Annotated in this window: 17 protein-coding genes; 5 read left to right on the top strand and 12 right to left on the bottom strand. The window is 52.2% G+C overall.

Going from position 1 to position 20,603, the window contains the following annotated elements; genetic code table 11:
- Positions 1-62: 62 nt before the first annotated feature.
- From CPA45_RS09085 to arfA, 8 genes are all read right to left on the bottom strand, one after another.
- Positions 63-1,286: an aldose epimerase family protein gene (locus tag CPA45_RS09085; protein WP_096651242.1), complete on the bottom strand. Its 1,224-nt coding sequence runs from the start codon at positions 1,284-1,286 to the stop codon at positions 63-65.
- 396 nt (positions 1,287-1,682) lie between these two features.
- Positions 1,683-2,771 carry a carbohydrate porin gene (locus tag CPA45_RS09090; RefSeq protein ID WP_165771531.1) on the bottom strand — a complete coding sequence of 363 codons (1,089 nt, stop codon included), beginning with the start codon at positions 2,769-2,771 and terminating at the stop codon, positions 1,683-1,685.
- A gap of 491 nt (positions 2,772-3,262) precedes the next feature.
- Complete coding sequence (locus tag CPA45_RS09095) at positions 3,263-4,336, bottom strand: arabinan endo-1,5-alpha-L-arabinosidase (RefSeq protein ID WP_208858476.1); 1,074 nt, start codon at positions 4,334-4,336, stop codon at positions 3,263-3,265.
- 29 nt (positions 4,337-4,365) lie between these two features.
- Complete coding sequence (locus CPA45_RS09100) at positions 4,366-5,265, bottom strand: carbohydrate ABC transporter permease (protein WP_208858477.1); 900 nt, start codon at positions 5,263-5,265, stop codon at positions 4,366-4,368.
- On the bottom strand, positions 5,262-6,140 hold the full coding sequence (locus CPA45_RS09105; RefSeq protein ID WP_096651244.1) for a carbohydrate ABC transporter permease: 879 nt from the start codon (positions 6,138-6,140) through the stop codon (positions 5,262-5,264). The genes CPA45_RS09100 and CPA45_RS09105 overlap by 4 nt, the downstream gene beginning before the upstream one ends.
- A 98-nt stretch (positions 6,141-6,238) precedes the next feature.
- Positions 6,239-7,516, bottom strand: coding sequence for an extracellular solute-binding protein (locus CPA45_RS09110; protein ID WP_096651245.1), 1,278 nt, complete (start codon positions 7,514-7,516; stop codon positions 6,239-6,241).
- 55 nt (positions 7,517-7,571) lie between these two features.
- Complete coding sequence (locus tag CPA45_RS09115; protein WP_096651246.1) at positions 7,572-8,651, bottom strand: ABC transporter ATP-binding protein; 1,080 nt, start codon at positions 8,649-8,651, stop codon at positions 7,572-7,574.
- Positions 8,648-10,183, bottom strand: a complete 1,536-nt coding sequence (arfA, locus tag CPA45_RS09120) for an arabinosylfuranosidase ArfA (RefSeq protein WP_096651247.1) — start codon at positions 10,181-10,183, stop codon at positions 8,648-8,650. Before arfA ends, CPA45_RS09115 begins: the two co-directional genes overlap by 4 nt.
- 521 nt (positions 10,184-10,704) lie before the next feature.
- On the opposite strand from arfA, the gene CPA45_RS09125 reads away from it, so the two are divergent.
- Positions 10,705-11,649, top strand: a complete 945-nt coding sequence (locus CPA45_RS09125) for a LysR substrate-binding domain-containing protein (RefSeq protein WP_096651248.1) — start codon at positions 10,705-10,707, stop codon at positions 11,647-11,649.
- Positions 11,650-11,659: 10 nt separating this feature from the next.
- On the opposite strand, the gene CPA45_RS09130 is transcribed toward CPA45_RS09125, so the two are convergent.
- From CPA45_RS09130 to CPA45_RS09145, 4 genes are read right to left on the bottom strand one after another with little or no spacing between them, the layout of a single operon-like run.
- On the bottom strand, positions 11,660-12,598 hold the full coding sequence (locus tag CPA45_RS09130) for a Gfo/Idh/MocA family protein (protein ID WP_096651249.1): 939 nt from the start codon (positions 12,596-12,598) through the stop codon (positions 11,660-11,662).
- A gap of 31 nt (positions 12,599-12,629) precedes the next feature.
- Positions 12,630-13,400 carry a FadR/GntR family transcriptional regulator gene (locus CPA45_RS09135; RefSeq protein ID WP_096651250.1) on the bottom strand — a complete coding sequence of 257 codons (771 nt, stop codon included), beginning with the start codon at positions 13,398-13,400 and terminating at the stop codon, positions 12,630-12,632.
- A gap of 28 nt (positions 13,401-13,428) precedes the next feature.
- Complete coding sequence (locus CPA45_RS09140) at positions 13,429-14,370, bottom strand: DMT family transporter (protein ID WP_096651251.1); 942 nt, start codon at positions 14,368-14,370, stop codon at positions 13,429-13,431.
- Between the two features lie 47 nt (positions 14,371-14,417).
- Positions 14,418-16,220, bottom strand: a complete 1,803-nt coding sequence (locus CPA45_RS09145; protein ID WP_096651252.1) for an IlvD/Edd family dehydratase — start codon at positions 16,218-16,220, stop codon at positions 14,418-14,420.
- 320 nt (positions 16,221-16,540) lie between these two features.
- On the opposite strand from CPA45_RS09145, the gene CPA45_RS09150 reads away from it, so the two are divergent.
- The 4 genes from CPA45_RS09150 to araD1 are packed head-to-tail and all read left to right on the top strand — an operon-like array spanning position 16,541 to position 20,595.
- Positions 16,541-17,620, top strand: a complete 1,080-nt coding sequence (locus CPA45_RS09150) for a TRAP transporter substrate-binding protein (RefSeq protein WP_096651253.1) — start codon at positions 16,541-16,543, stop codon at positions 17,618-17,620.
- Positions 17,621-17,680: 60 nt separating this feature from the next.
- Positions 17,681-18,274, top strand: coding sequence for a TRAP transporter small permease (locus CPA45_RS09155; RefSeq protein WP_096651254.1), 594 nt, complete (start codon positions 17,681-17,683; stop codon positions 18,272-18,274).
- Between the two features lie 3 nt (positions 18,275-18,277).
- Positions 18,278-19,561 carry a TRAP transporter large permease gene (locus CPA45_RS09160; protein WP_096651255.1) on the top strand — a complete coding sequence of 428 codons (1,284 nt, stop codon included), beginning with the start codon at positions 18,278-18,280 and terminating at the stop codon, positions 19,559-19,561.
- A 41-nt stretch (positions 19,562-19,602) separates the two neighbouring features.
- Entirely contained in the window at positions 19,603-20,595 is a 993-nt protein-coding gene (gene araD1, locus CPA45_RS09165; protein WP_096651256.1) for an AraD1 family protein, read from the top strand.
- The last annotated feature ends 8 nt before the right edge of the window (positions 20,596-20,603 follow it).

The raw sequence follows: 20,603 nt of genomic DNA on the forward strand, positions 1-20,603 counted from the left end.
TCCTGCTATTTTTAGCGTTGTTGTTATTGCTAGCTCAGTCTTTTATTACGAACCCTTTGGGGTTATGACTCAAAATCCTGTTGTGCCGAAAAGCGGTACACCGTACGCGAGCGGTATGTATCGCCTGGCGCTAGGATCGTGCTGGGAAACGCCTCTTGATTGGGAGAGTCGGGGTAGTGCTGGGTTTCCAACGCAAAGCCGGAACGATGTCCATAGGCCTGGCCCTGTTTCCCAGTCAGGTCGCCGTTAAGAAAGTTGCCGGAGTAGAACTGGATCGCGGGTTCGGTGGTGGTGATTTCCACCATGCGCCCACTTTGCGGTTCCCATACCTTAGCCGCCACGACAAGCGCATCCGCTGCCGCGTCACCGCGAGCAAGCACAAAGTTATGGTCATAACCACCGCCAAACGTGAGCTGCTCGTTGTCCTGCTCAATCCGTTCACCGATTGGCGTGGCTTGGGTAAAGTCGAAAGGCGTGTCTTTTACCGATCGGATCTCGCCGGTAGGAATCAGGGTGTCGTTAACCGGGGTGAACTCAGGGGCGTTGATCATCAGCTGATGATCAAGAATGGTATCGCTACCCTCTCCTTTTAAGTTGAAGTAGCTATGCTGGGTAAGGTTCACGGGGGTGGCTTTGTCGGTTACCGCCCGATAATCAACCACCAGTTCATCATCATCGGTTAGCGTATAGGTAACTTCGCTCTCCAGCCTGCCGGGGTAGCCCTCTTCGCCGTCCTCACTGGTATAGCGTAATACCAAGCCGGTACCTGCTTCACTCTCAAACGGCTCAGCTTGCCACAGTACTTTGTCGAAACCCTGCTGACCGCCGTGCAAATGATTGCTGCCATCGTTAGCCGCCAATGCGTACTGCTCCCCATCTAGGGAGAACTGCCCATTGGCGATGCGATTCCCGTAACGCCCAATAATGGCACCGAAGTAGGGATTAGACTGGAGATAATCATCGGAGAGATATGCCTCTAGAGAGTCGAAACCCAGTGCAATATCCTCAAACTCACCGGCTATGTTGGGAGTTTTCAGCGACAGGATGATGCCGCCATAGTTGGTCACCCGCAATTCGATACCATTGGCATTGGTGAATTGATAAACATCGACCTGACGGCCATCAGGCAAGTGGCCAAACACCGACCTCTCTACGCCATTTTTAGCGCCACTATCAGCGGCCGTGGCAGTTTGCGCATGAGTTGCATTAAACATCAGTAAAGCCAACCCGGCGCTCAGCAGCATTTTTGACCCAACATCATGTTTTTGGGCGTATATGAGCGGCATCACTTTTCTCCTGATAGGGCATCATTATTGTTATGGCAGTGTCGTTATTACAGTCCTTACAGTAGAGAATTCCGCCATAACCAACAAATATACAAATACGTCATGATCAATACACTTTTATATATCAACAACACCGCAAGGCTTATTCCATGGGCGTTCTTGACGAGAAAGAGTTTCGAGACGTGAGACTAAAGTTGCGACGTTTTCAGCTATTTTTAGCGCTGGATGGGGAGCTAAACCTACTTCGTATAGCAGTTCAGCCTATCAGCCAGCTACCGCACCTAGGCTAATTAAAGAGCTAAAGGCCGTCTCATAAAAAAGGCGCCCATCACTGCTGGGCACCAAGAATCGAAACAGCGCGCGAACTAGCTCCTTCTACCTGGGCTTGCGGGTCTATCAGAAGAAGTATTTGAGACGTATTCTGGCACCATAGCGGTCGGAATCACTGCTATTAGTACTATCGCTATGATCTACATAGCTGTAGTAAGCACCAATAAAGGTATCGAATCCATTCAGTCCAAGCACATTAGCAAAACGGTACGAAGTATAGATCGTATTCGACTCGTTCCGTCCTTCGGGTGTGATAACGTCTTGCTCAACAGCGGGATTGATAGCGTCAATTTGATTGCGGGAATAAATATATCCCAGCCCGATATTGTTCCAGATGGTGTTAATCCCCACAGAACTATTGCTCTCCTCATGGGCTTCCAGATGGGCTAGACTGAAATTGAAGATTACATCTCCTCCGTGATAAGAGGCAGTGGCCCCATATCCTGTTCGGTCACCAATGTCGGCCCCTCGCTCATCAACCACTGAGTTGCTAACCAGATTTGTTTCCATGCCCAGTGCAAACGACCACTCCCCAGGTTGCCAGGCGATCACAGGACGTATAATAGCTGCGCTTTTAGTATCATTATCAATGCGGTAACCATGATACGTATCACCATCAAAAAGGCCCGAGCGATCACCAAGCAGCGTAGTCACCTCAGCATAAAAGTCATTGGCAAAGCGATGGCTAAGCGCAATTTGCCCATCGTCACCACGCCCTCGCCCTTCGCGGGCCTGATAAACATAACTCTGCCCATCACTATAGAGACTGTCAGAAGTCGTCCCGCTGTACTGGATAAAAACATCCTGCCCTAGCGGGAACAAATCGTAAGCTTCAAAGCGGCCAACCTTGATTTCACTTCCCCCTTGAGTACCGATCGCCAGCCATGCATCATCCAAGCCAGCATTACCACTAGTACCCCAAAGCGGCTGTAACTTGAACCGCGCAAAGTTACCTTGGTGGTGGCGCTCACCACTAATATCTAACAGTATCCGCCCATCTTGATTGAAGCGATCATCGCGATCGAGAGGCTCGCCTGATTGGCTCCGAAAAAGAGAAACGCCCCCTTCGTGTTCGTTATAAGCATTAATATCCAGCTCTACATCGCCTCCAAAACTTAGCGAGCCCCTTTCATCTTCAAAAGTTATAGCCCCCATCGCTGAGGTTGTGGAGCCTACTGTAATAGCAACTAACAGAGGGAGTTTTTTATATTTAGCTAAAAACATGTTCATTTACCCTTTAAGATTATTGTATTTAAGAGTCAAACTATCAATAAAATTGAGCCACATAATTTTCACACAAGCTCCCCATGAATGGCTTAACCACCCATAACTTATGGAAATAATTATATTGGCGACGCAAAAGGCAACTGTTCTTCCCATAAAAATGCAAAAACAATTCCAGACAAGCAGCTTAAGCCAATGTCTAAATACAGAAAGCAACAGATAAGCGACATTACACTGGGCTATTAACGACCATCACTATCAGCCGTTAACAAATCAACACTAGCATTTAAACATAGAAACACCTCCTTATTTTACGGGTAATATAAGCGAATAAAATCTGCGCCTTTCACTTCAAAAAAGACGCCTACAAAGAACCAACAACCTACATTCAGGTACCTCAGCTGAGCAACGTATTAAAGGTTTCATTCATTTAATATAAGCTTACTTTGATACTCTTCGAGTACAGATTCACTCACTACTGGCCAATCATCAGCCCACTCAATTTCCGTAATTTTGAGTTTTTGTAGCCCTTCATCAGCAGCTTCGTAAGCGTGAAAGACCAAGTAATGCTGCCCATCAAATTCATAGATGCTGTTGTGTCCAACGCCATACCACTCATTGTTGCCTTCAAGAATGACCGATCCTCCACCCGATGCCATATCTATACCATCTTGATCCAGATACGGCCCTCGCACATCTGACGAGCGCCCAACGGCCATGTGGTAGGTGCTATCTTCGCCACGGCAACACTTGCCATAAGACACAAATAAGTAATAGTAATCCCCGTGTTTAAAAATGAATGGGGCCTCAATTTCAGCAGGGCCTGCTTCTCTATCGGGAACAAACGCCGGGCGCTCTAGTTTAGCCAAGCTGTACCACTCTTCCGGCTGGGCTAAATCGATCAAATTATCTGCTAAACGTACTAACTTCAGGCCTCCCCAGAAAGAGCCAAAGCTCATCCAGGCAACGCCCTCTTCATCAATGATGATATTGGGGTCGATAGCATTCCATAGATCCCGGTTAGGTACCGACTGCAAGACTACTCCCTGATCACGCCAGTGGTAGTCAGGGCTTTCTGGGTCCAGCGTTGCATTAACCGTTACGCCAATCGCCGATGTATTAAGACCAAAAGCAGACACCGAGTAGTAAAGATAGAATTGCCCTTCATGCTCAATGATATCGGGTGCCCAAAGGTGGCCTTCGAACCCTGGCACCACCTCTCGCGCCCACTCTGGTTCGGGCTCGAAGACTTGTCCTGCGTGCTCCCACTCCTGCATATCCTGAGAGCTATAAAAGGTAATCCCAGGCCCGGTAGAAAACAGGTAATAAGTACCGCCTTCTTGGGCCATTACGGGATCGTGAATACTTACTTGGGTATCTGCTGAAATCTCCGTACTTAGAGTAGCCGCGCAGAATAGAACCCCGGCTGACACGGACAGCTGCTTTGTTATCGTGTCGAAATACCGTGTGCTGGGCATAGACCGTTTACTGAGCATAGATAGCACTCCTTTATTATTGGTAGCTGTCATCCCTTGACCCCCGAGGAAATCATCACCGCTTCGGTCACTTTTTTCTGGAAAATGAGGTAGGCAATCGCCACGGGAGCCGCTCCCAATAGCGCCACCGCCATCACCCGTGCGTAATTGACGCCAAAGGTATCCCGCACCTGGGTAATCCCCACAGGAATCGTCATCATGTTTTCTGAAGTAGTCACCAGGAAAGGCCAGAAGAACTGATTCCACGCCATAATGAAGGTGATGATCGCCAAGGCAGTAGTGATACCCCAGTTGAGCGGTAAGTAGACTTTAAACAGCAGCGTATACTCACCGCCGCCATCCAATAACACCGCCTCGCGCATCTCTTTTGGCACTGCATCAAAAAACTGCTTATAGACGATAATCACAACTGGAACAATAAGTTGCGGTAGGATGATCCCTGCCCAGGTATTGACAAGCCCAAGGTCATTCATTAGTACGAACTGAGTCACCACCAATGCCTGAGTGGGAATCATAAAGCTGGCCAGAACGACCGCATACAATGCTCTGCGACCAGGGAAGCGCATCTGCGATAGCGCGTAAGCGCACATCATCCCCGTAATCAGCACCGTGACAGTGATAATGATCGACGTCCCGATTGAGTTGACATACCAGGTCAGCAGGTTGGAATTGAACAGCGCATCGCTATAGGCCGTCAGGTTCAGCATATCAGGCAAAAGCCCGGCGTCAGAACTGACCACGTGGCTCTCATCACGAATCGAGGTGACAAAGGCCCAGTAAAGCGGAAATATCCAGATTGCTGCGGCGGTCAGCGTAATTACCAGCAACACCGTATTCTCTATTTTTCGGGTACCGATTCTCGTCCCTCGCGGTTTGGCGGCGTGTGCAGTGGCTCTCCAGCGTGGATTGGTAACTCTTTGAATACTCACTTGCGCCCCCCGATTCTCAGCAGTTGGAATTGCAGTACAGAGACAATCATGATGAGTACAAACAGAATCACGGCCACCGCAGAGGCATAGCCACCGTGATTGAGCTGGAAGGCTTCGCGGTACACCATCATCAACAGCACGTAAGAGGAGTTGAAGGGTCCACCTCCGCTCAATAGATATACCTGATCGAACAATTTCAGCTGGAGAATAAGCTGTAACGTCAGCACCAGCGCAGTCACCGGCCATAGCAGCGGCCAGGTGATTTTCATAAACAGCTGACGCCGGGAAGCACCATCCAAGGCCGCGGCTTCATACAGGTCGGGAGAAATATTGCGTAGCCCGGCAATAAACAGCAGTACATTGAAACCGTTGGTCCACCAGATGGTGATACTCGCGACAGCCGGCATCACCCAGGAAGGATGGTTGAAGACGGCGACCGGCTTACCCGTTACCCATTCAATTAGCGGCTGGAGTATGCCGAACTGAAAATCGAGCATCCAGGCCCAGATCTGAGTAACTACCGAAACGGGTAGAATGTAGGGCAGAAAAAAGACCGCAAGGACTAATGCCTGCATACTTCCCGCCAGACGATTGACTGCCAAGGCAATGGCCAGCGCAATCACCGTGGTCGGCACTACCGTCAATAACACGAAATAGCCGTTGTTCTTGAGCGAGGTATAAAACAGATTATCGTTAAAAAGACGGCGATAGTTATCCAGACCGACCCATTCACCTGAGCCAATCAGTGGCGCATTGGTAAAGCTCAACTCAACCATTTTCAGAGTGGGATAGAGGAATACCAGCGCGAAGATAAACACGAAGGGCGCGATCAGTGTCATCGCCACCACGATATGCTTGCGCCGATTTGTGATCATAGCCAATGGCGGAACTCCCTTGAGTGCCGCACTACCAATACATTTGTCAGGCATGCATCAGTAGCGCGGGGGGCAATAGTGTTTTAGCCAATTTGGCCCTAGTTAAGCAGCGCCTGCAGTTCTTGCCGCATATGCTCGGCTGCCTGCTCCGGCTCTAGGAAACCGTGGATGGCGGGCGCAATAACATTCAGCGCCGCATCGTAGACGGGGGAAGCTACACCAGCGATATCCGAACGGGCGTCGTACACCGCTTTATCGGCAAGCGACGCGTAGGTGGCATTGGGTTCCATCTGGGTAAACGCTTCGCTTTCGGCGACGGGAAGATAGGCGGGAATGTGCCCGGCAGCCGCCCAATCAAGCACATGTTTTTCCATCCATCCGATCACGGTCATTACCGCTTCTCGCTTTTCGGGGGCCATCTCTTTATTACCCTGGATAGGAACAGCAAAGGCATGGCTATCGGCCCAAATAGCGTCCTCTTCAAGCAATGTCGGCACCGCTACCGCTCCCCACTCAAAGCCAAGAGTGCCCGCCGCCTCCATATCGACTAGCGTGGGCACCTCCCATACACCGTTAATGAAGAAAGCTGAGCGCCCGGAAGTAAACAGAGCCACCGACGCTTCATACTCGGCATGCTCTGGTTGATAGTTCTTATCGCCCCAGTCTTGCATGATCGCAATGGCACGTGTGGCCTTGTCCAAGTTGTCGCCAGGCAATACTTCGCCATTTTCGATCAGCGTCCCGCCCTGCTGGCTAAGCAGCGTATGGAAGATCCGCCAGATACCACCAGGCCCGCTCGTCTGGTAGGAGAGCGGCGTCTGGGAACCATTGTCTTGGGCCAGTGCCAACGCAGCGTTTAGATCATCTAAACTCTCAATGCCGACCAAATTCCCTGCTTCGTCCAGATAATCGCTACCTTCTAGATAACTTTTGTTGTAATACAGCACGATCGAATGGATATCGAAGGGTACTGCGTACAAGGTTCCTTCATCATTGGAAGCGGCTTCGATTGAGCGTGGGAAGAAATCGTCGCGGGCTAGCCCCGCCTGCTCAAGGTCGCTGTCAGTAATCGGCGTCAGAATCCCTTCCGACAGCGCCAGAGGCACCCTGGACAGGTGGTAGCTCATTATATCTGGCCCTTGGCCCACCGCAGCAGCAGTGCGTACTCGGGTGTAGAATGGAACGCCCCACTCAGATGAGGTAGCATTAATCTGGATGTCCGGGTGTTCGTCATTAAACTGGCCGATCAGCGCCTTCATGCGCTGGCCATCCCCCCCAACAAAGAAGTCCCACCAAACGACTTCAGTCTGTGCCATCGCAGAGCCAGCAGAGGCAAACGTTGCCGTGGCCAGTATCATTGATTTCAGTAATTTCATTGTTATTGTCCTGTTACGATTAAAATCTCAGCTGAAGCGCTGATGCCAGGTGGCATTAGCGCAAACGCTGACCATCCTGGGCGAAAACCAGCACATGCTTGGGATCGGCCCAGACCGATATGCTTTCGTCCTGATGAGATTGGCGCTCGCCCCGGCGCTCAATCACGATTTTTTGCCCGCCCATCAAGCGTGCGTGTAGATAGGCAACGCCGCCGAGGTTTTCAGTCATCTCGACAGTAGTGCTCAAACCACTTTCGCAGATGTGCATATGCTCGGGCCGTATACCCAGGGTCACTTTTTGACCCGCCTCGAGGGTGGTATCGAGCAATTGAGCTTCCAGCGACTGACCATCACTACCCTCGATAGAGGCCACCACCCCCGCCGTGGTCACAGCGCTAACCGTGGCTGAAAGAAAGTTCATTGCCGGTGAACCTATAAACCCAGCGACAAACTGATTAGCCGGATCGTCATACAGCGCCAGGGGCGTCCCGGACTGCTGGACGACTCCTCCTCGCAGGACAAAAATCTTATCCGCCAGCGTCATTGCCTCAACCTGATCGTGAGTCACATAAATCATGGTCGAGCCAAGCTGCTTGTGGAGCAGCGAAAGCTCAAGCCGCATCTGTACGCGCAGCTCGGCATCAAGATTGGAGAGCGGCTCATCAAATAAAAACACTTTGGGCTGCCGCACGATCGCCCGGCCAATCGCAACCCGCTGGCGCTGCCCACCCGACAGCTTGGAAGGCTTTTTATCCAGTTGTTCTTCAATCTTGAGAATGCGGGCCGCCTCGTTCACCTGCTTTGTGATCTGCTGTTTAGGCGCACGCGCCAGACGCAAACTGAAGGCCATGTTTTCGAACACAGTGAGATGCGGATACAACGCATAGGACTGAAAGACCATCGCCACTCCGCGCTGTGCGGGTTCGGTCTGGGTGACGTCCCGCCCCTCTATTTCGATAGCACCGGCGCTGGTCTCTTCAAGCCCTGCAATCATTCTCAGCAAGGTCGACTTCCCACAGCCCGACGGGCCAACGAAGACCGCAAACTCGCCCTGGGCAATATCCATCGACACATTGTCGATGATCTTGGTCGAGCCAAAGTCTTTATCGACGCATTTCAGCGTAACCCCAGTCATGCGCCGACTCCCTTAGCCACATCCATCACATCAAAACGTATTACGTGATAGGAGAGCGCCACCAAGTGACCCTTAACGCGGCCATTATCGACTCCTACCCCTGTTCCATCACGCGGCGCCACTGCGTTGGGGTGGTCTGGCCCGTTGGCATCGCGCAAACCAAAACCTGCCATGACTTTGTGCTCAATCAAACGAGCAGTGGGGAATCCTGTCATCGGCATATCAAGCTCGACAGTTTCCTCAAGATGACGATTGACCAGAAACAGCGTGACCGTACATGCCCGCTCATCATGCACTGCGGCGACGTCAAGATAGTTCACATCGTCAGCCACCTTGCAGTCGTAGGTCGGGCCATCCACAGCCACCTTCAGGGCCGTGCCACGTCCATAAAGCGAGGCGAATTGATAGGGGTAATAGATCGTTTGCCGCCAGGCTGGCCCACCTCTCTCCGCCCGGATAGGAGCAATGACATTAACCAATTGAGCGATGCAGGCAATCCGCACGCGGTCGCTACGACGGATAAACTCATTGATTAATCCCGCTACGAAGAGCGCATCCTCAAAGTTGTAATCCTCTTCGAGCAGATCCGGCGCTTCAGGCCAATCCCACGTACGCCAACGCTGCGCGTCTTCTTCTCGGCGGTGATACCAAACATTCCATTCGTCGAAGCAAATATAGACATCGTTCTTGGCGCGCTTTTTAGCTTTCACAAAATCAATCACGCCACCAATGGCCTGGATATAACGTCCGGTCTCCTCGATTTTGGCAAAGTAGTTCAGCGTGTCGTTGCTCGAATTACCGAAGTATTTATGCAGCGAGATATAGTCGACATTCTCGTAGCACTCTTCGAGCACTTCACGTTCCCAATCGGGATAGGTCGGCATCTGATCATTGGATGAACCACACACGATCGCTTCAATATCGCCATCAAGCGCCTTGAGTGCTTTGGCCGTTTCATTGGCTAACTGGCCATACTCTTTGGCCTTCTTATGACCAATCTGCCAGGGCCCGTCCATTTCATTACCCAGGCACCACATCTTGACGTTATAGGGCTCTTTCACCCCATGACTGCGGCGCAGCTCTGACCAGTAGGTTCCTTCGGGATGTATGGCATATTCGGCAAAGTTGCGCGCATCCTCGAGGCCACGCGAACCAAGATTGACGGCGAGCATCATCTCGATACCCGCCATCTCGGCCCACTGGGCAAACTCATTGATACCTACTTGATTGGTTTCCTTTGAACGCCAGGCAAGATCTAACCTCACAGGCCGTTGTTCCTTTGGGCCTATCCCATCCTCCCAGCGGTAAGCAGATACGAAATTACCTCCAGGATAGCGAATGGCAGGAATCTTCAAATCACGAACCAGTTCGAGCACATCTTTACGAAAGCCATTGGGATCGGCTTGAGGATGGCCTGGCTCATAGATTCCGGAGTAGATCGCCCGCCCCATATGCTCAATAAATGCAGAATAGAGGCGGTCATCAATACGACTGATTTTGAAATCACGATGTAACGACGCACGAACGCGCATAAAGGCTTTCCTCCCATAGTTAAGTTGTATTAAAAAAGTGTATTCGCCCAATAAACAGGCCATAGCCCGTAAATTAGCGAAATTTATTAAATAACTTTATTCAGGTAAGGAAAGTCCGCAGATTTGAAAATAAACATAACGCTTCTCTTATTGTGATTGTGTTTTTTTGATAAAGCTTAGCGTGCTTCAAATGACGAACTGTTGAAGCTTGCAATACTATTGAAACTTGTAATTACTCAGATAGAGCTTGGTTAGAGATGAACTAATGTTAGGCATACCAGCAACATCTTAATAGGAGTACTGAACAACAGTGGCGAACCATTTTTTAATCGTTGGCTATAAATTAAAGGCATGATCTTCCTCATTGAAGATATTGTTGTTATTCAATCATGGGTATCATGACGTCAACCTCACCGTCTTTACATGTCCTACAGTAGATAATTACGACATAACCAACCAATATACAAACCTATCAATATCGATATACTTATAGTTATCAATAACAACTAGAGGCTTATTCTATGGGCATTATCGGTGATAACTGGTTTCTAGACGTGCGACTAAAGTTGCGCCATTTTCAACTGTTTTTAGCGCTAGATGAGCATCGTAACCTGCATCGTGCCGCAGCCCAGCTCAATATGAGCCAGCCCGCCGCATCAAAACTACTCAGCGACCTGGAAGCCAAGCTTGGGATTCGTTTATTTGATCGTCATCCCCGCGGGCTAACGCCTAACTGGTATGGCGAGATTATGATTCGTCACGCCCACAGCATGCTTTCGGCATTGCGCCACACAGGAGAGGAGTTGAATGCATTACGAGGGGGCAATGAGGGAACAGTGGCAGTTGGCACCGTAATGGCTCCAGCAGTGACACTACTCACCAACGCGATTGAACAAGTCCACCGCACTCGCCCACGACTAAAAATCAGCGTGGACGTAGATGTTAGTAAGGAGCTGGTGCCGCGTCTTCTCGAAGGAGAGCTGGATTTCGCGATTACGCGTATTCCGGCAGGCATTGATATAGAGCGCTTTGTGTTTGAGGAGATTGGCGAGGAGGAGCTCTGCTTCGTGTGCCGAGATGGACATCCGTTGATGGGTAAAACGCCACTCAGCTTAGAGAAGATGGCCATTTACCCATGGGCATTGCAGCCTGCTGGCACCCTCATGCGGCAGCGAGTAGACAGCCTATTTTTACACCATCAGGAAGAGCCGCCCGAGCAAATCGTCGATACGGCGGACCTGCTACTATCCCTAGCACTGGTCGATAAATCAGACACTATCACAGTGACTACACGTGAAACTGCTGACCTTCTTTGCACGCCGCAGCGATTTCATGTGCTGCCTTTCAGCGAGACGCTGAGCGTTCAACCCTATGGGCTGGTGAGCTTGCGACACCAGCGCCTTTCACCCGGTGCGGCGGCACTGATGAGCACTCTACGTGAGATTATTGCGCGGAATACACCGTGACCGGTACAGATCACTCAATAAACGCGTCCGTGACCTCGCGGCGCCCATATAGAAATGCATCTGCGACTTGGCGAAGTGGCGCCACATCCACTTCGCTAATGCCGCTTGCTATCAACTCGGCAAAACGCGCATAAAGTTCTGGATATTCGCGCTCCTCGGCTTCATTAACTAACTGTCCATCAATTTCCAAGCGACACCCTCCCTGAGTGAGGCTTAAGCGACCACCATCGGTATCAATATGAATATCCCAAATTGGCGGGCCGCTTTGGCGAAAATCGAATGCCGCCTCTATCTCCACGCCGGTTGGGTCAGCAAAGGAGAGATCTGCTGCAATCGGGGTTTGCGCATTACTCGGCACTAGCAGCCGTGCTTGGCGCAGAAAAAATGGCTGGGGAAGAATAACGGTGGCAATCGACAGCGCGTTAATACCTGGGTCAAACACCCCCATACCACCAGGTTGCCAGATCCAGGTTTGCCCTGGATGCCACACTCGTACGTCTTCTTTCCACTCGATCTTTACCCGCTGGACCTGACGCTCTACCAGCCACTTTTTGGCCTGGGCCACACCGGGAGCAAAACGCGAATGCCAAGCAGCAAACAGGCTGACGCCTTGTTCAGCAGCGAGTGATATCAAGCTTTCCACTTCGCTTAATGTAGCGCCAGGTGGCTTCTCAAGCAGCACGTGCTTGCCACGTAGTAGCGCAAGGCGTGCCTGAGAATAGCGCAGGTGCGTCGGTGTACAAATTGAAACTGCGGTAATGTCGGGGTGCGCATCCAGCATTGCACCCAGAGCCCCATAAACGGGTACATCAGGCAAGGATGCTTTTGGGTCCGCTGCTGCAATAAGGTGGCAGTTAGTGGTCGCAGCAATAGCAGGTAGATGTTGGTCGCGGGCAATTTTGCCTACGCCCACTAGGCCGAGGCTGAAGCCAGAGTTGAGGTCAGACATATGCTTGCCTTTGTTTAATTGAGAACAGGAGTTAGGGGGCGGTGTGAGGCAACTCAACACTGCGGCCAAGAGAGCTCGCACTATGCTCAAGCCCCAACGCATCTGCAGTACCTGCCAGCACCGCCTGGGCGGCCAAAAAAGCTTCTTTAGGGCGGCGTAGGCGGATACTTTCCATCAATCGACGGTGGCGTTCAAGGCTCTCTTCAGGGTCAGAAGCACTCTCATTGGACATAGATATCAGCATATAAATCGAAGGACGCAGAATATGCGATAACTGTGCCCAGACAATATTGTGGGTCGCCTTGAAGATAGCCTCGTGAAAGGCAACATCACACTCGCTATGCAAACGCCGCTCTTCTTCGCAGGTGGCGTTACGCAAATTCTGTCCTAGCCCTTCAAACGCTTCTTCAATAGCGACGAGATCACGCGCCTTAGCGCGTTTGGCAGCTGTCATTGCCACATAGGGCTCAACATCCAATCGGAAAGCGAGAATTTCACGTTGAATATCCGGGTTGGGCGCGGCGTAACGGGTCAGCCAATCGGTCACCTGAGCATCGAGAATATGCCACTCCGAGTACTCTCTCACCTTGGAGCCATGCCCAGAGATACGTTCGATAATACCGACATCTACCAGTTGACGCAGGTCGCTGCGCACCGCTGAGCGGTTAATCGCAAAACGCTCGCATAGGTCCAGTTCACGAGGCACAAAATCCCCGGGATGGTAGCGTCCACCAAAGATCTCCTCGGCAAGATGTTCAGCAATGCTAGGGCGAGCTTCTGGCTTATTAAAAGATGATGTCACTATTGAGCCCCTATTCAATTGCTGCCAATCATAACGTACGCGACCGGTCTGTTGGTAACGCTAGCGCCACCTCACTCCCCACTCGCTGCCTCAGTTCTAACCGACGATCATAAAGCCCCTTGGCAAAGAGCGTACCCAACACCAGAGTGCCCCCCACCATTGCTATGGGTGTGGGCTGCTCAGCAAGAATCCACCAGGCTAGTAAGGTGCCAATAACCACTTCTAGCAATATCAGCAGGCCAACTTCAGCGGAGGGCAGATAGAGTGGCCCACGCTGCAGCAGCGTAACCCCACAAGGCACAATAATCAGACACAGCAGAATCACCACAGCGAGCTGATTGGTTGCTGGCAAAGATGGTGTGCTGCCTATCAGCCAAAACAGCCCGGCGACGCTACCGACAATCAGGCCGTTGAAGACCAGCATCGGACTCATATCCACGCCTGGACGCGTGCGGCATAGGGTGAAATTAATCGCCAGCGTCGTGGCCGCCATTAAAGCGAAAGCGTTCCCCACCCAAGACCCCGCCCCAGCGTCATCCAAGGCAATCATTGCTATCCCTGCCATACACAGCAAAATTGCCAACCAGGTTCGCCTGGGCAAACGCTCCTTGAGGATAACCCACGAGAGCGCCGCGGCGATCAGCGGCGAGCTGGCCAGTATCATCAATACGTTGCCTACGGTGGTGTACTGATTGCCCAGCACGAACCCACAGGTCGTCAAGCTGAACAGCAGCGCCACGGCGATACCGGTCCAGCCACAGCGGCGATAGGCTACCAGGGTACCGCGGCCATAGCGCAGCAGAGCAATAAGCAGGAAACCCAGCCCAGACAGGAAGCCGCGCCACATCAGAATTTCTGCATCGGGTAGGTCAGCCACCTTGATCAGTAGCGCATCAGGGGCCATGATCAATGCCCCACCACCGGTCAATAGCAGCCCCTGCTGGCGATGCGATAAGGAACGTAGACTCATAATAGTGCTTGTCCTGTTAGTGCTAACCCCTGCTAGAGATCGCCCCTTTAATGATTATCCCTGGGCGGATGCTGGCGCGCCACATCACGGTATTTGGTAGCGGGCGCTAAAGTCATACCACGATCCAGCGGTTCAACCATGCTGCGCTGAATCTCTTGCCAGGGCGTTTGGTGGTCTGGGTAACGGTAGCCACCCTGCTGGGCTAACCGCTCGCGGCGTGCTTCCAGCTCACTCGTTTCGATCAGCAACTGCACCTCACCACGCTTGAGATCAACCCGCAGCCGGTCGCCGCTCTCCAGCAGCGCCAAACCGCCTCCTGTGGCCGCTTCTGGGGAGGCATTAAGAATCGACGGCGAGCCGGAAGTACCCGACTGACGACCATCGCCCAGGCATGGAAGTGATTCAATTCCCTGCTTGATAAGCGCCTCTGGTGGCTGCATATTGACCACCTCCGCCCCCCCAGGGTGACCCACTGGACCAGCGCCACGCATAACCAAGATGGTACGTGCATCGATATTTAACGCAGGGTCATCAATACGCGCGTGGTAATCCTCCGAGCCATCAAACACCACCACCTTGCCTTCAAACGCCTCAGGGTCATTGGGATCATTGAGAAAGCGTTCGCGAAAATCCCGTGAGATCACGCTGGTTTTCATCAGCGCCGAGTCGAATAAGTTGCCCTTGAGATTGAGGAAGCCTGCGTGCGCAACCAACGGGTCGGCATAGCGGCAAATCACATCGGTATCCTGAGTTTCACGCCCCTGCAGATTATCGCCCAGCGAGCGGCCATTCACGGTCAGGGCATCGCCGTGAAGCTTACCTGCCCCATACAACTCGTACAGAATGGCGGGAACGCCTCCCGCGCGGTAAAACTCCTCACACAGAAAAGCGCCTGCTGGCATCACGTTAGCCAGTAGCGGAATTTCATGACCTAAGTGCTGCCAGTCATCGTTATCCAACTCTACGCCTGCATGGCGGGCAATGGCATTGACATGCACCGGTGCATTAGAGGAGCCGCCCAGCGCCGAGCAGGCCACGATGGCGTTCTCGAAAGCTTTCCGGGTGAGAATATCCAGCGGGCGTAGATCTTCCCACACCATCTCGACAATCCGCGTACCGGTGTCATAAGCCACCATGGCCCGCTCTTTGTAAGGAGCCGGAATCACCGCTGAACCCGGCAGGCTCATGCCCAACACTTCGGCCATGGAGTTCATGGTGGAAGCGGTGCCCATGGTATTGCAGTGACCAATCGAGGGTGCCGAGTCGCTGGCCCGTGAAAGAAACTCAGCGTAGTCAATATCACCGGCTGCCAAACGTTTCCGCAGCTCCCAGATAATGGTGCCCGAGCCCACCCGCTCGGCGCCGCGCCAGCCATTAAGCATCGGCCCACCAGACAATACGATAGCGGGAATATTCACCGTTGCCGCCGCCATCAATGCTGCAGGGGTGGTTTTATCGCAGCCGGTGGTTAATACCACCCCGTCTAACGGGTAGCCATGGAGTACCTCCACTAATCCTAAGTAGGCGAGGTTGCGGTCCAGCGCTGCGGTTGGTCTGCGCACATTTTCGTGGATCGGGTGCATGGGGAATTCAAACGGCACGCCGCCTGCGGCACGAATGCCATCTTTTACCCGCTTAACCAAATCAATATGGTGGCGATTGCATGGGGTTAAATCAGAGCCTGACTGACAAATACCAATAACCGGCTTACCGCTAGTCAGCTCCTCCAAAGTGATACCGTAATTAAGATAGCGTTCGATACACAGAGCCGTGGTGCCGGGATGATCAGGGTTATCGAACCAGTAGCGTGAACGCAGCTTCTCAGAGGTGATCCGGCGGGCTTTGGCCATGGTCTTACTCCATGCCTGATAGAAAATAAAACGAACGTTAGTAAGCGAACCTAAGCCACCAACATTTATCGATTCAGTTACCCCGAATACGCTTGCAGGGTAGCCACTATGACGGTACGCCATCCCTTGCACATAGTCGACACATACAAAAGTATATGTTGAACATATGCCGGAAAAGTTAGACATTTACACTCAGGTTGCGGCGCCTTTCGCTCAAAAAGGGTTCCGTTCAAACACAACAACAATAGCAACCATGCTGCAGTTCGCTGAGAACACAACCCTTGGGTAGCGATCATCAGCACGCTAGGAGATTGACCACTATGTCTTACCTTTGGAAGCGCACCCTGCTACTGACCGGTGCCACGCTCCTCAGCACAAGTATCGCTTATGCACAAACGCCTGACCTATCCGACCCTCCCCCCATCCAGGGCGAGGTGATCACAGAAAATCTTGGTACACATACTATTCGTGTTGGTCTTGGCTTAGCCGAGACATCACCGCTGTATATCTCCACACGCTATTTTGGTGACATTCTGGCTGAGCGCACTGAAGGGCGTTTGACGGTAAATGTGTTTCCTAACAGCCAGTTGGGCGACGATGCGCAGATGATGGAGATGCTGCAGACGGGAACACTGGATATGACCATCCCTTCGACTTCGCCAGCGACCAGCTACGTTCAAGAGCTAGCCGTCTTCGATCTGCCGTTCCTGCTCCCCACTCGTGAAGCGGCTATCGCGGTGCTAGAAAGTGATGTCGCCCTTGGGCTACTCGATAAGTTTGAAGGGACCGGCATTAAGGCCTTTGCCTATCATGAGAACGGCTATCGGCAGTTAACCAACAGCGTGCGTCCCGTGGAGTCGCCCGACGATGTCGCCGGGTTAGATGTCAGCGGCCTAACCATTCGCACCATGGAAAACCCGGTACAACTGAGTATCTGGCAGGCACTGGGTGCTAACCCTACGCCAATGGCATTTGGCGAAGTGTTTTCGGCGATGGAGCAGGGAGTAATCGACGGCCAGGAAAATCCCTGGAGTACGATTCTGACCTCCAACTTCCATGAAGTGCAGGATTACGGCTCTGAAACACGCCATGTCTACACCCCCTTTATAATCATGATGTCTGAAAGAACTTGGAATCGCCTTGACCCGGCCTATCAAGAGTTAGTGCAGCAGGCAGCCCAAGAAGCGGCAGCCTACGAGATCCAATTAGCCACTGAATACGACGATTGGGCACGGGGACAGCTTGAAGCGCGAGGTATGCAGATCACGCGTCTTGATGATGAGCAGATTGCCGCATTCCAGGCCGCCGTACAGCCCGTTTACGATCAATGGGCCCCGCGCATTGGTGAGGATTTGATCGCTGAAATTCAGCAAATTGTCGAGTCAACGATGGCTGAGTAATTGTCACCAGGGCAAGGGGCAGAAGCCTCTTGCCACATTACTCGCCGACTTGGAGAACTCATGGATATTCCCAACGCCCCTATTCCTAATACCACGGATTTTCTTGACGATCCTCAACGCTATCCTCTGGAAATCGACACCGAGAAACGCCGCGGCCCGGCGCTCTTTCGTTGGTTAACACTGGCGATGGAACACATTATTGCCACCTTATTGGTGGCGCTCATTATTTCGGTGTCGGCCAATGTGATCGGACGCTCCTTGTTAAACCATTCACTGCCTTGGGCCGATGAGCTGGCCCGTATGTTGTTTATCTGGTTAATTTTTATCGGCGCAGCAGCTGCCTTTGCCCGCTACGAGCACATTGCTGTGGATTTTTTAGTGCGCAGGCTTAAGCCACGTGCAGCCCATATGCTGTACTTATTTCAGCACCTGATCATCACTGCACTTATGGGCGTCATTATCTGGGGTGGTTTTCTAGTCATGTCTAGATCAACCGGACGCACTGCGATTCTTGGTGTGCCATGGAACCTCGTCAACGTTTCATTGGTGCTTTGCGCCATGTTTATTGCCGCAGTGGCCATCTGGCGTGCTTGGCAGAGCATTCAACAAATACGCTCGCCTAATGTGACCTCTACCATCGTTGGAGGCCGTTAGACCATGCTATGGATCTTCCTAGGCATTCTGTTCGCCTCCTTGGCATTAGGCCTGCCTATCGCCTTTGGCCTGGGTGTAGCTGCCGTGGTCATGGCGATAATTTCGGATATTCCACTCTCCATCATGATCGAACAGTCGATCCGTGGTGTTAATAGTTTTCCGCTACTGGCGATTCCGTTCTTTATTCTGGTCGGTGAAGTGATGAGTAACGGTGGCATCGCCCGTCGTTTAATGGAGCTAGCCGGTGCCTTGGTGGGGTTCGTGCGCGGTGGCTTGGGTCAAGTGGCGATTACCGGCTCCATGTTTTTCGGTGGCATTAGCGGTTCAGCGGTGGCCGACACTGCAGCTACCGGCGCGATGATGATCCCCTCAATGAAGCAACAGGGTTACAGCGCCCCTCAAGCCACTGCGATCAATACTGTCTCGTCGGTGATCGGTATTATTATTCCACCCTCTATCCCGCTAATTCTGTTTGGCATCGTTACCGAAACCTCCATCAGCCGTCTGTTTATTGCTGGCATCGTACCAGGACTACTCATCGGCTTTGGCCTAATGGCAACCACCTTCATTATGGCTAGCTTCGGCCAGGCCGGGCAGACCCGTAAGTTCCGTCTCGATTTACTGTGGGAAGCGTTTAAGGCTGCATGGCTGGCCCTGGTACTTCCCGTCATCGTGATTGGCGGCATTATAGGCGGCATATTTACCGCCACTGAGGCCGCTGTCGCGGCACTGCTTTACTCGCTGTTTATCTCCTTAGTGGTCTACCGCGAATTTAAGATTCGTGAGCTGTGGGGCATGCTGATTCGCACTGCTCGTTTGACGGGCATGGTCTTGTTGCTGCTCGCATTTGCCACCGTTATTGCGTGGTTTTTAACCATCAATATGGTGCCGCAAACTCTGGTTACCCAAGTACAAGCAATCACTCAAGACCCCTTCCTACTGTTGTTGATTGTCGCGGGCTTGCTCCTGCTGGTGGGGTTTGTAATGGATTTGACCCCCGCCATGGTGATTATGGCACCGATGCTAACCCCCATTGTGACCTCAGTAGGCGTTGACCCAGTTTATTTCGGCGTGTTGATGTCCTTCATTCTTGGCATCGGTCTGTTAACCCCACCCGTGGGTACCTGTCTTTACGTAGGTTGTGGGGTCGGCAAAGTCTCCATGGAGCAACTTGTTAAGGCAATGCTGCCTTACTACGCGGCACTACTAGTCGTGCTGGTTATCCTGATTGCGTTCCCCGGCATTGTTACCTGGCTGCCGGACCTCACCGCCGTGCGTGGCAACTGATAACGAATACTACAACTATCTACAATAAGGAGTAGCTTACGATGCGACTGATTCAATACCGCGACCAGCAACAGGTTCGGGTCGCCCTGGTGGAAAGTGCCGATAGCGTTCGCCCACTTAATATTGAGGGCGGCACTTACGCCTTGGCTCAAGCGGCTATCAGCGCTGGGGAATCCCTTAAACAGGCGATAACAGCACGCTTAGGCGATGCTCTTATCGATTATCAGGCGTTAATAGATGAACAGCGTTTACTACCGCCACTGACCCACCCTGACCCTGCTCACTGTTTGGTCACTGGTACCGGCTTAACTCACCTTGGCAGCGCTGATACCCGCTCCGCTATGCATGCTAAAACTCAAGTGGCGGAAACCGAGTTAACCGACTCCATGCGCATGTTTAAGCTCGGAGTTGAGGGTGGCAAACCCAGCGACAATACACCGGGTGCCCAGCCGGAGTGGTTCTACAAAGGCGATGGCGACTGCATCGTTGCCCCCGAAGCCGAGATACCAAGTCCCGCATTCGCGGAGGATGCCGGGGAAGAGCCCGAGCTTGCTGGGCTATATATCGTGGCGGCAGATGGAACTCCTTGGCGGATCGGCTATGCAGTGGGTAATGAATTTTCCGATCACATCACCGAACGCTTTAACTACCTATGGCTAGCACACTCTAAACTGCGCGCCTGTAGCGTTGGGCCGGAGCTGTTGATCGGCGAATTGCCCGATTATCTTGAAGGCACCAGCCGCATTGTGCGTGATGGCCAAATCTTGTGGGAAAAACCTTTTCTGACCGGCGAAGCCAATATGGCCCATAGCATCGCCAACCTTGAGTACCACCATTTCAAATACCCTGGCTTTCGCCGCCCAGGCGATGTCCACGTTCACTTCTTTGGCACCGCGACCCTAAGCTTTGCCGACGGTATCCAGCCCCGTGAAGGTGACCGCTTCGAGATCACACTTGGCGACTTTGGTAGACCACTGCGTAACACACTGCGCATGGAACAACCCCATGGATCAACGAAAGTTAACACCCTTTAAAAGGAGGC

This window comes from Vreelandella nigrificans, assembly GCF_002374315.1.
GTDB lineage: Bacteria > Pseudomonadota > Gammaproteobacteria > Pseudomonadales > Halomonadaceae > Vreelandella > Vreelandella nigrificans.

Bases quoted from the DNA above. Each gene is read 5' to 3' on its own strand.
- CPA45_RS09085 (WP_096651242.1), bottom strand. From the start codon at position 1,286: ATGCCGCTCATATACGCCCAAAAACATGATGTTGGGTCAAAAATGCTG.
- CPA45_RS09090 (WP_165771531.1), bottom strand. From the start codon at position 2,771: ATGGGGGCTATAACTTTTGAAGATGAAAGGGGCTCGCTAAGTTTTGGA.
- CPA45_RS09095 (WP_208858476.1), bottom strand. From the start codon at position 4,336: ATGCTCAGTAAACGGTCTATGCCCAGCACACGGTATTTCGACACGATA.
- CPA45_RS09105 (WP_096651244.1), bottom strand. From the start codon at position 6,140: ATGATCACAAATCGGCGCAAGCATATCGTGGTGGCGATGACACTGATC.
- CPA45_RS09110 (WP_096651245.1), bottom strand. From the start codon at position 7,516: ATGAAATTACTGAAATCAATGATACTGGCCACGGCAACGTTTGCCTCT.
- CPA45_RS09115 (WP_096651246.1), bottom strand. From the start codon at position 8,651: ATGACTGGGGTTACGCTGAAATGCGTCGATAAAGACTTTGGCTCGACC.
- arfA (WP_096651247.1), bottom strand. From the start codon at position 10,183: ATGCGCGTTCGTGCGTCGTTACATCGTGATTTCAAAATCAGTCGTATT.
- CPA45_RS09125 (WP_096651248.1), top strand. From the start codon at position 10,705: ATGGGCATTATCGGTGATAACTGGTTTCTAGACGTGCGACTAAAGTTG.
- CPA45_RS09130 (WP_096651249.1), bottom strand. From the start codon at position 12,598: ATGTCTGACCTCAACTCTGGCTTCAGCCTCGGCCTAGTGGGCGTAGGC.
- CPA45_RS09140 (WP_096651251.1), bottom strand. From the start codon at position 14,370: ATGAGTCTACGTTCCTTATCGCATCGCCAGCAGGGGCTGCTATTGACC.
- CPA45_RS09145 (WP_096651252.1), bottom strand. From the start codon at position 16,220: ATGGCCAAAGCCCGCCGGATCACCTCTGAGAAGCTGCGTTCACGCTAC.
- CPA45_RS09150 (WP_096651253.1), top strand. From the start codon at position 16,541: ATGTCTTACCTTTGGAAGCGCACCCTGCTACTGACCGGTGCCACGCTC.
- CPA45_RS09155 (WP_096651254.1), top strand. From the start codon at position 17,681: ATGGATATTCCCAACGCCCCTATTCCTAATACCACGGATTTTCTTGAC.
- CPA45_RS09160 (WP_096651255.1), top strand. From the start codon at position 18,278: ATGCTATGGATCTTCCTAGGCATTCTGTTCGCCTCCTTGGCATTAGGC.
- araD1 (WP_096651256.1), top strand. From the start codon at position 19,603: ATGCGACTGATTCAATACCGCGACCAGCAACAGGTTCGGGTCGCCCTG.